At 68.9% G+C, this 10406-nt stretch carries 10 protein-coding genes; 2 read left to right on the top strand and 8 right to left on the bottom strand.

From position 1 onward, the window contains the following. Positions 1 to 80: 80 nt before the first annotated feature. The 6 genes from FV220_RS11740 to FV220_RS11765 form a co-directional block, all read right to left on the bottom strand. Complete coding sequence (locus FV220_RS11740; protein ID WP_056163227.1) at positions 81 to 1043, bottom strand: sulfonate ABC transporter substrate-binding protein; 963 nt, start codon at positions 1041 to 1043, stop codon at positions 81 to 83. 375 nt (positions 1044 to 1418) lie between these two features. Beyond that, positions 1419 to 2309: an ABC transporter permease gene (locus FV220_RS11745; RefSeq protein WP_147831535.1), complete on the bottom strand. Its 891-nt coding sequence runs from the start codon at positions 2307 to 2309 to the stop codon at positions 1419 to 1421. Then, positions 2306 to 3211: an ABC transporter ATP-binding protein gene (locus FV220_RS11750; RefSeq protein ID WP_147831552.1), complete on the bottom strand. Its 906-nt coding sequence runs from the start codon at positions 3209 to 3211 to the stop codon at positions 2306 to 2308. The genes FV220_RS11745 and FV220_RS11750 overlap by 4 nt, the downstream gene beginning before the upstream one ends. Positions 3212 to 3221: 10 nt before the next feature. Next, the gene (locus FV220_RS11755) at positions 3222 to 4253 is read right to left on the bottom strand and encodes an ABC transporter substrate-binding protein (protein ID WP_147831537.1); all 1032 of its coding nucleotides are present in this window, start codon (positions 4251 to 4253) and stop codon (positions 3222 to 3224) included. A 316-nt stretch (positions 4254 to 4569) separates the two neighbouring features. After that, positions 4570 to 5235: a methionine ABC transporter permease gene (locus FV220_RS11760; protein WP_147831539.1), complete on the bottom strand. Its 666-nt coding sequence runs from the start codon at positions 5233 to 5235 to the stop codon at positions 4570 to 4572. Beyond that, positions 5225 to 6349 carry a methionine ABC transporter ATP-binding protein gene (locus FV220_RS11765; RefSeq protein ID WP_147831541.1) on the bottom strand — a complete coding sequence of 375 codons (1125 nt, stop codon included), beginning with the start codon at positions 6347 to 6349 and terminating at the stop codon, positions 5225 to 5227. The genes FV220_RS11760 and FV220_RS11765 overlap by 11 nt, the downstream gene beginning before the upstream one ends. 482 nt (positions 6350 to 6831) lie before the next feature. On the opposite strand from FV220_RS11765, the gene soxC reads away from it, so the two are divergent. Then, positions 6832 to 8085: a sulfite dehydrogenase gene (soxC, locus tag FV220_RS11770; protein WP_147831544.1), complete on the top strand. Its 1254-nt coding sequence runs from the start codon at positions 6832 to 6834 to the stop codon at positions 8083 to 8085. After that, positions 8075 to 8662 (top strand): cytochrome c, encoded by a 588-nt coding sequence (locus tag FV220_RS11775; RefSeq protein WP_056148967.1) that lies wholly within the window; start codon positions 8075 to 8077, stop codon positions 8660 to 8662. Before soxC ends, FV220_RS11775 begins: the two co-directional genes overlap by 11 nt. Here FV220_RS11775 and FV220_RS11780 read toward each other — a convergent pair. Together FV220_RS11780 and FV220_RS11785 are read right to left on the bottom strand one after the other, a co-directional pair. After that, a complete protein-coding gene (locus tag FV220_RS11780) occupies positions 8626 to 9465 on the bottom strand; it encodes a MetQ/NlpA family ABC transporter substrate-binding protein (protein WP_147831546.1) in 840 nt (279 codons plus the stop codon). The genes FV220_RS11775 and FV220_RS11780 overlap by 37 nt on opposite strands. A gap of 118 nt (positions 9466 to 9583) precedes the next feature. Next, the coding region (locus FV220_RS11785) for a MetQ/NlpA family ABC transporter substrate-binding protein (protein ID WP_348642086.1) at positions 9584 to 10406 on the bottom strand (823 nt) is incomplete at its 5' end.

Consider the following 10406-nt stretch of genomic DNA (forward strand, 5'->3'; position numbering starts at 1 on the left):
GGTGGTCACGATGTGGGGGCTCCGGGCCTTGCAGGTCGACGGGATCTTGCAGGTCGACGGGATCTTGCGGGTCGGCGCGATCAGGTGCGCGGCGGGGTCCAGACGGCGTCACGCACCTGGATGGCGCGGGGGATGAGCCCGAGACGGTGGAAGCGGTCGGCCGTGGCCTGTTGCCCCGAGAGGATCGCGTCGGTGAGGGGCCGGACCCCGAACCGGGTACGGTCCGCCGCGACCTTCTGGATCTCGTAGGGGATGCCCGTCACGGCGTTCAGCGCCTTGGCCACCTCGTCGCGGTGCCCGTCGGCCCAGGCGGCCGCCTCGGTGAGACCCGCCAGACTATGGACGATGACGCCCGGATGCGTGTCGGCGAAGGTTCTGTTGGCCAGGAAATAGGCCGACACGTCGAGGGTCTGGCCGGAGGTCGCCAGGACCCTGGTCTTGCTCCGCGCCTGCGCCACGGCGAAGTAGGGATCCCAGATCGACCACGCGTCGACGCTGTCGTTGGCGAAGGCCGAGCCGGCATCGGCCGGCGTCAGGTAGGCGGGCGTGATGTCCGAGAAGGTGAGGCCGGCCTTCTCCAGGGCGGCGATGATGAGGTTGTGCGCGCTCGTGCCGCGACCGAACGCGACCTTCTTGCCCTTCAGATCGGCGACCGACCGGATCGGCGAAGATTCCTTGACCAGGATCGCCTCGCCGTCGCCGGAGGGCGCCGCGGCGCTGACATAGACGAGGTTGCCGCCCGCCGACTGCGAGAAGATCGGTGGCGCGTCGCCGGTATAGCCGAAATCGATACTGCCCGCGCTCAGGGCTTCGAGCAGGGGAGGCCCGGCCTGGAACTCGACCCACTGCACCTTGGTGCCCTGCGCGGCCAGGCGCTTCTCGATCACCCCCTGCTGCCGGGCGACGACGATGAGGCCGATCTTCTGGTAGCCGATCCGGAACTCCTTCGGCGCGGCCTCCCCGGCGACGGCACCGGTGAGGGCGGAAAGGCCGGCTCCGAGCGCGAGGAGCAGGCCCGGCACGCGGCGTCTGGTGATCGTCACGGATTGATCTCCCTTGAATCTGCATCCGCCCGGCGAAAAGGTGCGGCATCGGTGAAGCGGTCGCTCACGCCCTCATGGCAGGCGCAAGAGGTCGAGGATGGGCCCGGCGCCATGCCGGAGCCCGATGGCGTCGAGGGCGAGACGGGACGGCGATGCGATCGAAGCGGGGCCATCCGGCCGGCACCCCGGTCCCGCCGGCGGACGAAATACTGAATAAAAGCTTTTGCGAGAGCCGTTATACTCGCCGCAATCAGCAAAAGTCGATAATATGATCTTTTAAAGATAGAGATAGAACGATCGAAACCTGCTCTGCCGTCCGCTCGTGAAAGCAGAACCTTTCGCGCGGGGCGGCCCGGCCTCCGACATCGGTCGGGATTATCGCGCCATGCCCCAGCGCCGCACGGTGAGCCGCTCGAACGCCGCGAACACCACGTTCTCGATGACGAGGCCGATGACGACGACGAGGACGAGACCGGCGAAGACCCGGTCCGTGTAGAGTTCGTTGCGGTTCTGGAAGATATACCAGCCGAGGCCGCCGCGCCCCGAGGAGGCGCCGAAGACGAGCTCGGCCGCGATCAGCGTGCGCCAGGCAAAGGCCCATCCGATCTTGAGGCCGGACAGGATCGCCGGCAGCGCGGCGGGGATGAGGATCTGAATCACGTAGGACGGGCCGCGCAGACCGTAGTTGCGCCCGGCCATGCGCAAGGTTTCGGGCACGCCCTGAAAGCCCGCATAGGTGTTGAGCGCCATCGGCCACAGCACAGAATGGATGAGGACGAAGATCAGGCTGCCGGACCCGAGGCCGAACCAGAGCAGGGCCAGCGGCAGCAGGGCGATGGCCGGCAGCGGGTTGAACATCGCCGTCAGGGTCGAGAGCAGGTCGCGGCCGAACTGGGTCGAGACGGCCAGGGTGGTCAGCAGGAAGGCCAGGACGATGCCGCAGACATAGCCCTGCAGCAGCACGACGAGGGAGATCCGCACCCGGTCCAGCAGCTCGCCGTTCACGAGGCCGTCCACCAGGGCGGCCATCGTGGCGCCGAAGCCGGGCAGCAGCAGGTCGTTGTCCTGCCAGCGCGCCAGCCCCTCCCATACGAGGACGAGGGCGACGATGATCAGGCCCTTGCGCAGCCAATCCTGCTGCCAGAGCCGGGTCGAGAACGGCAGCACCCGCTCCACCGGTGCTTCCACGAAGGGGGCGAGCACATGGTCGTATTCGGGGCGGATCGGCGGCACGAGGTTCCGGCCCGCGAGACTGGCATCGCTCATGCGGACGCCTCCGTGGATGCTTCGGGTTCGGGCGCGGTCTCGAACAGGCGGCTGTGCAGACGCTGCACCGCGCCCTGAAAATCGCGGCTCCCGATGCTGGTCAGATCGAACGCATGGCTGTTGATCTCGGCCCGCACACGGCCCGGATGGGGCGAGAGCAGCGCCACCCGGTTGCCGACCACCAGGGCCTCCTCGATGGAATGGGTCACGAAGAGCAGCGTGAAGCGGGCCTCGTCCCACAGGGACAGCAATTCCTCCTGCATCCGGCGCCGGGTCAGGGCGTCGAGGGCCGCGAAGGGCTCGTCCATCATCAGGACCTTCGGCTGCATCGCCAGCGCCCGGGCGATCGCCACGCGCTGCTTCATGCCGCCCGAGAGCTGGTGCGGGTAGCTGTCGGCAAAGCGCGTCAGCCCGACCTTGTCGATGTAGTGCCGCGCCCGCTCGGCGGCCTCGCGCCGGCCCAGCGCACGGGCCGCGCGCAGGGGGAAGGCGACGTTCTGGGCCACCGTCTTCCAGGGCGGCAGCTGGTCGAATTCCTGGAACACCACGATGCGGTCGGGGCCGGGCTCGCGCACGGGCACGCCGCCGAGGGTGATCTCCCCCTCCACGGGGCGGAGGAAACCGGCCGCGGCCTTGAGCAGGGTGGACTTGCCGCAGCCGGAGGGCCCGAGCAGGACGAAGCGGTCCCCCTCATGGATATCGAGGTCGATGCGATGGGTGGCGCGCACCACCCGTTCCGGCGTGCGGTATTCGAGGGTCACGCCCTCGATCCGCAGCAGCGGCGATGCCTCGGCCGCGATCGGGGAACGGGCGCGCGCCTCCTCACGCCGCGCGGATCCCCATGCGCGGGGATCGGTGAGCCCTGTGATGGCGAAGTCGGAGCGGGGAGCCGTGGAGATCATGGCGCGCCGCTCAGCTGCCATTGCTGATGCGCGGGTCATCGAAGAAGTAGTCGCCGATCGTCTTCGGCTCCGTCTTGATGGCCCCGACCCGGTGCATGAACGTGCCGAGACCGAGCGTGTTCTCGGGCGTCACCTTGAAGGATACGGCGGGGTTCTTGATGATCGTCGTCAGGAAGGCCGGGTCGATCTTGCTGCCGTTGATCCGAATGTAGATCTCGGCCGCTTTCTCCGGATTCGCGGTGATGAACTTCGCGGCGTCGTCGAGGGCGCCCAGGAAGGCCGTGCAGGTCTTCGGGCTGTCCTTGTAGAACTTCTCGGTGGCGTAGAGCACGGTCGAGGAGGCCGGCCCGCCCTGCACGTCATAGGAATTGAGGACGATCCGGGCCTTCGGATTGTCGGCGAGTTCCTGCTCCTGGAAGGGCGGGTTGCCGAAATGGCCGGAGATCTCGGTGCCGCCCTTGACGATCGCGGCAGTGGCCTCCGGATGCGGAACCGCGACGCTGATCTTGTCGAGCTTGGCGAAGTCCTTGTCGCCCCAGAGCTTCGCCGAGGCCAGCTGCAGGATGCGCGACTGCACCGAGACGCCGACGGCGGGAACCGCGATGCGGTCCTTTTCGGTGAAGTCGGCGATGGTCTTCACGTCGGGATTGTTGGTGACGAGGTAGTAGGGGAAGTTGCCGAGCGACGCGACGCCCTTGACGTTCTGCCGTCCCCTTGTGCGGTCCCAGAGGGTGAAGAGCGGGCCGACACCGGCCCCGGCGATCTCGATATTGCCGGACAGCAGTGCATCGTTGACGGCCGAACCGCCGGAGAGCTGGACGTACTCCACCTTGATGTCGAGGCCCGCCTGCTTGCCGTGCTTCTCGATGAGCTTCTGGTCCTCGACGACGTTGAGAAGCAGGTAGACCACGCCGAATTGCTTGGCGATGCGCAGCTGGCCCTCAGCGGCGGCGGCAGGGCCGAGGCTCGCCAGGGAGAGGGCGAAGCCGCCCAGAAGAGCCGCCGCTTTCCGGCGCGAGAGAGTCGGGCGTCGGGTCGTCATGGGGAAACCTGCTGTCGTAACTCGGACGCGGGACGCGGAGCCGGGGAGAGAAAGTGTTCTCCGAATCTGCTCGGCAGCGCCCTCGCCGTCAATGAAATCGTTCTCTTTATAGAACGGACAAAGGAGATGATCCGTCTCTAGAACAAACGGATCGTAGTCGTTATCGAGCCCGGCGCAGCAATGCGAAGAATATTTCCGGCCGAGCGACGATAGGCCGGAGACCGTCGATTTATGTCATCACGCCCGTCGTTCGTTATATGGGACATTCCGGGCGGGTTATCCGGTGCGTGCCCCGACGAAACCTGCCGGAGCGGGATCACGCCCGGCGGATGCGCCGGTTGAGCCGGCTGGCCAGACGCTCGCCGATGGTCTGGACCGCCTGGACCAGCACGATCAGCACGACGACGACGGCCAGCATCATCTCGGGGCGGAAGCGCTGGTAGCCGTAGCGGATGCCGAGATCGCCCAGCCCCCCGCCGCCGACGGCGCCGACCATGGCCGAATAGCCGAGCAGCGACACCACCGCGAGGGTCAGGCCGAGGAGGATGCCGGGCAGCGCCTCCGGGATCAGAACCTTGCGGATGATGGTGAGCGGGCCGGCCCCGAAGGCGCGCGCCGCCTCCACCAGCCCGGCATCGACCTCGCGGATCGCCGCCTCCACCAGGCGGGCGATGAAGGGCGTCGCCGCCACCGTCAGCGGCACCGTGGCGGCCCACATCCCGATGGAAGTGCCGGCGATGAGCCGGGTGAAGGGGATGATGGCCACGACCAGGATGATGAAGGGCGTCGAGCGGGTGGCGTTGACGACGAGGCCCAGCACGCCGTTGAGCCAGGGCGCGGCGAGCAATTCCCCGCGCCGGCTGGTCGCCAGGAAGACGCCCAGCGGAAGGCCGAACAGCGTGCCGAGAACGGCCGCCACGGCCACCATGGAAAGCGTGTCGCCGGTGGCCTGCAGCAGCAGGCGGATCATTTCAGGCGACACGGCGAGCCTCCACGCTGTGGGCCGGCAGGTAGCCGAGGAGATCGGAGACGAGGCCGTGAGCGTCGAGGAAGGCGCGTGCCCGGCCGATCACGTCCGGCCCCGCGGGCAGCCCCACCGTCAGCGAGCCGAAGGGCTGGCCGGCGATCTCGTCGACGGTGCCGGACAGGATGTTGGCCTCGATGCCGGTCTCGCGCGCGAGCCGCGCGACGATCGGGTCGTTGGCGTGAGGCCCGCGAAAGGCGATCCGCAGGACCGCCCTGCCGCCCGCGATCGGTCGGGTCTCGATCCCGGCGCGGAGTGCCGCCGGCAGGGTCAGCCCCATCTCCCCGGCGAGGAGGGTGCGCGTCATCTCCGCCTGGGGCCGGGTGAAGACCTCGAACACGTCGCCCTGTTCGACGATACGGCCCGCCTCCAGCACGGCGACGCGATCCGCCACGGCGCGGATCACCGACATCTCATGGGTGATGAGCACGATGGTGAGGCCGAGGTCGCGGTTGATGCGGCGCAGGAGCGCCAGGATCGACCGCGTGGTCTCCGGGTCGAGGGCGGAGGTGGCCTCGTCGGAGAGGAGGACGCTCGGCCCCGTGGCCAGCGCGCGGGCGATGCCGACACGCTGCTTCTGGCCGCCCGAGAGTTCGGCGGGATAGCGGTCGCGCTGCTCCTCCAACCCGGTCAAGGCCAGCAATTCCTCGACGCGGGCGCGGATCGCGGCCTTGCCCCGGCCCTCGATCTCCAGGGGCAGGGCGATGTTGCCGAAGGCGGTGCGGGACGAGAGCAGGTTGAAATGCTGGAAGATCATGCCGATGCCGCGGCGCACGTGGCGCAGCGCGCGCTCGTCGAGGGACGAGACCTCCGCATCCCCGACACGGACACGACCGGCGCTCGGGCGTTCCAGCCCGTTGATGAGCCGGATCAGGCTCGATTTCCCCGCGCCCGAGCGGCCGATCACCCCCAGCACCGAACCGGCCGTCACCGACAGGTCGATCCCGCTCAGCGCCGAGACGCCGGCGCCGTCGCGGGTGGAGTAGGTCTTCGCCACCTGCTCGAAACGGATCAGCGCATCCGGCGGCGGCGGGACGGCATCGCCGCCGCGGTCGATCTGAATTCCAGGCACTCGCCAAACCTCATGCGCCCGGCACGCGCGGGCGCAGGGCGGTGGAACGGAACGATGAACATCTATCCTGCGATTCTATGACCTATACTTGGCGCATTCAACGAAATCGGCTGTCGAATTCTTCGCCCTTCAAGCAAGATCGATCCCCACAGCCCTACCGCGAGAGAACGATCCTCCAAGTTGCCCAACATTCAAGTCGCCCGGCATTCGGGACGGGCCGCATGCGCGGCGTCGGGCAGGGCAATCCCGGCATCGCCCAAGCGGCCTTACGCGATCCGAAAAATCGTCCCTCGGCGTCCCGGTTCGAGAGAAGATGTGTTCGCGTCCCCGCAAGAATTGAAAAATCCATGCCGTTGATTGCGAAGGCCGGATACGGTCCAATGACAATCATCGAAAGAGACGCAGCCACGCTCTTCTTTCGCCATCGCCCCCGACATCTCGCTTCGCGTTCTCCTCCGAACGCCCATTCGGACCCCGTTGTCATGCCGTCTGACACATCGCGCGCACCGCGCCGGTCTTCGAGCCGGCGCGGCTTCCTTCGGCTGGCCGGCGGCGCGGCGGGCGGGATCGCCAGCGCCGCCCACGCCCTGGAGACGGGCGATCCCCTCGCCATCCCCGAATGGAGCCGTACGCCCGGAGCGCCGTCCGCATCGCCGCCCTATGGCCGGCCCTCGCCCTACGAGAACCTAGGCCGGAAATCGCGGACGCCGCCGGCCTTTCCCGGCGCCTCCTCCACCGGCACGCCGCTCCAGCACCTGCACGGCATCATCACGCCCAACGGGCTGCATTTCGAGCGCCACCATGCCGGGGTGCCGGCCATCGACCCGGACCGCCACCGGCTGGCGATCCACGGCCTCGTGGAACGGCCCCTCATCCTCACCATGGACGATCTCGTGCGGATGCCGTCGGTCTCGCGCATCCATTTCCTCGAATGCTCGGGCAACACGCCGTGGCTCGGGGCCAAACCGGGCTGGACACTCCAGGAAAGCCACGGCCTCCTCTCCTGCGCCGAATGGACCGGCGTGGAGTTGAGCACCCTCCTCGACGAGGTCGGAGTGAAGCCCGGCGCCGCCTGGATCCTGGCGGAGGGCGCGGACGCGGCCGGGATGAGCCGGAGCATTCCCCTCGACCTCGCGCGGGACGGCGCGATCCTGGCCTATGCCCAGAACGGCGAGCGGCTCCGCCCGGAACAGGGCTACCCGCTGCGGCTGTTCGTGCCGGGGGTCGAGGGCAATCTCAGCATCAAGTGGCTGCGCCGGCTCAAGGTCGGGGACCAGCCGTTCCAGACCCGCGAGGAGACCTCGAAATACACCGACCTGATGCCGGACGGGTCGGCGCGCCAGTTCACCTTCGTGATGGAGGCCAAATCCGTCATCACCACGCCGTCCGGCGGTGAGCAACTGCGCGCGCCCGGCTTTCGCGAGATCCGCGGCCTCGCCTGGACGGGGCGCGGCCGCATCGCGGGCGTCGAGGTCTCCACCGACGGCGGCGCGCGCTGGCAGGCGGCCGTTCTGGAGGGTCCGATCCTGCCCAGATGCCTCACGCGGTTCCGGCTCCCCTGGCACTGGGAGGGCGGCCCGGCGCATCTCCTCAGCCGGGCCACCGACGAGACGGGCTACGTCCAGCCGCCGCGCGCGGCGCTGGTCTCGGTCCGGGGCACCCAATCCTTCTACCACAACAACGGAATCGCCGGCTGGCACGTCGCCGCCGAGGGAGGCGTGAGCCATGCGGTTTAGCGGCCTCGGCCTTCTCGCCTGCCTGACGGTGACGGGCGCCGCCCTGGCGGACCCGTCCGGACCCGTCTCCCTGTCCGGGATCGGCCGCCCCGCGACCCCGCAGATCCTGGCCTTCTGGGACATCGACGTGCGGGCCGACGGTCAGGGCCTGCCCGCCGGCCATGGCAGCGTGCGCCAGGGCGAGGCCCTGTTCGGGGCGCGCTGCGCCGCCTGCCATGGGGCGCAGGGGGAGGGTGCAGCGGCCGACAGGCTCGCGGGTGGCCAGGGCAGCCTCGCGACAAGCAAGCCGGTGCGGACGGTGGGAAGCTTCTGGCCCCATGCCACCACCCTGTTCGACTATATCCGCCGCGCCATGCCCTACGACGCGCCGCAATCCCTGAGCGCCGACGAGACCTACGCCCTCAGCGCCTATGTGCTGCATCTCAACGGCATCCTGCCGGAGGGGGCGGAACTCGATGCCGCCTCCCTGCCGAAGGTGCGGATGCCGAACCGGGACGGCTTCACCACGGACAGCCGCCCCGACGTGCCGGCGCGCTCCGGTCAGGCGCCTCTCACCGGGATCACCGCGCCGCGATAGCGCTCGCGGATGAAGCCGGCGACCTCCGCCGATTGCAGGAGGGAGGAGAGCGTCTGGATGCGCGCATCCTGGGCCAGGCCTTGCGTCGTCACCAGCACGTTGGCGTAGGGGTTGCCCTCCGCCCGCTCCAGGCCGAGGGAATCCTTGGCCGGGTCGAGGCCGGATTCGAGGGCGTAGTTGCCGTTGATGACCGCCAGCGCGACGTCGTCGAGGGAGCGCGGCAAGTGCGGCGGCGCCACCTCGACGAAGCTGAAGGATTTCGGATTCTCGGCGATGTCGCCGGCCGTGGCGAAGGTGCCGTCGCCGCCGGGCCTGAGACGGATGAGGCCGTTCTCCTGCAGCAGCTTCAGCCCCCGGCTGAAATTGGTGACGTTGTTGGACAGGGCGACGGTCGCCCCCTTCGGCAGGTCGGCGAGGCTGCGGACGCGGCGCGAATACAGCCCGAGGGGCTCCACATGCACGCTCGCGGTCACGGCGAAGCGGACACCGAGTTCGGCCTCCTCGCTGCGCAGATACGGCACGTGCTGGAAGAAATTGGCGTCGGCATCGCCATCGAGAACGAGGCGGTTCGGGCGGATGTCGCCGCTGATCTCGATGATCCGCAGGGGCAGGTCCGGAGCGAGCGTGTCCTGGACGTAGGTCAGGATCTCGGCATGCGGCACCGAGGAGGCGACCACCCTGAGGGGTGCCGCGGCCCGGGCCGTGGAGGCCGTGAGCAGGGCAAGGGTGCCGCCCAGCAGGGGAAGGGTGCCGCCCAGCAGGGGAAGGGTGCCGCCCAGCAGGGCGCGACGGTTCAGGGGCATGGGTGCTCTCTGTTCGGGAGTGCCGGGGCGAAAACCTTCGAGCCTGGCGAAGGCTCGTGCGGGCGGCCGGCTCGCGCTTGGACGAACGGGCGGCGGCGGTTCGAATCCGAAGACCGCGCTACCAGACCGGCTCGAGGAAACCCTTGTAGGTCCGCTCGATGTAGTCCCGCACCGGCGCCGAGCGGAAGCTGCGGATGAAGGCGGCCAGACGCGGATCGTCGCGATTGTCGGGCCGCGCGACGAAGCTCAGTGTGTAGCGCCGGTCCCCGACCCCATCGGTGATGAGGGAGGTCCTGGGGTCGCCGCCGGCGGCGATCAGGTAGGTGAAGCTGACCTGAGCCAGGGTCACGTCGTCCATCGCGCGCGGCAATTGCGCCGCTTCGAGTTCGAGGATCCGCAGGTGCTTCGGATTGGCGACGATGTCGGCGACGGAGGCCTCGTCGCCGACCCCCGGCTTCAGGGTAAGCAGCTTGGCAGTTTCCAGCAGACGCAAGCCCCGCGCCGCGTTGACGGGATCGTTGGCGATGGCGACCGAGGCGCCGTCGGGAACCGTGTCGAGGCTGGTCACCGTCTTCGAGAACAGGCCCACGGGCAGGACGATGGCGCCCTCCACGGCCACCAGCTTGTAGCCCCGCGAGCGGATGGCGCTCTGGAGGTAGGGCACGTGCTGGAACAGGTTGGCGTCGATATCGCCCGAGGCCACGGCCTCGTTGGGCGTCACCCAATCGGTGAACTCGACGATCTCGACATTCTGCCCCTGCTTGCGGGCGAGATCGGCGGCGAAGGCCAGGGTCTGCCCCACCGGTCCCGGCGTCGCGCCGATCCGAAGGGGTTTTTCCGCGGAGGCGGGGCCGGTCGCCAGAGTGAAGAGGACAGCCGCGACGCCGAGGAGGCTGCGGCGGGTACGGAGCGGGGTCATCGGGGAAACCTGTGATCGGGGT

Origin of the sequence: Methylobacterium sp. WL19, from assembly GCF_008040005.1 — a bacterium.
GTDB classification, from domain to species: domain Bacteria; phylum Pseudomonadota; class Alphaproteobacteria; order Rhizobiales; family Beijerinckiaceae; genus Methylobacterium; species Methylobacterium bullatum.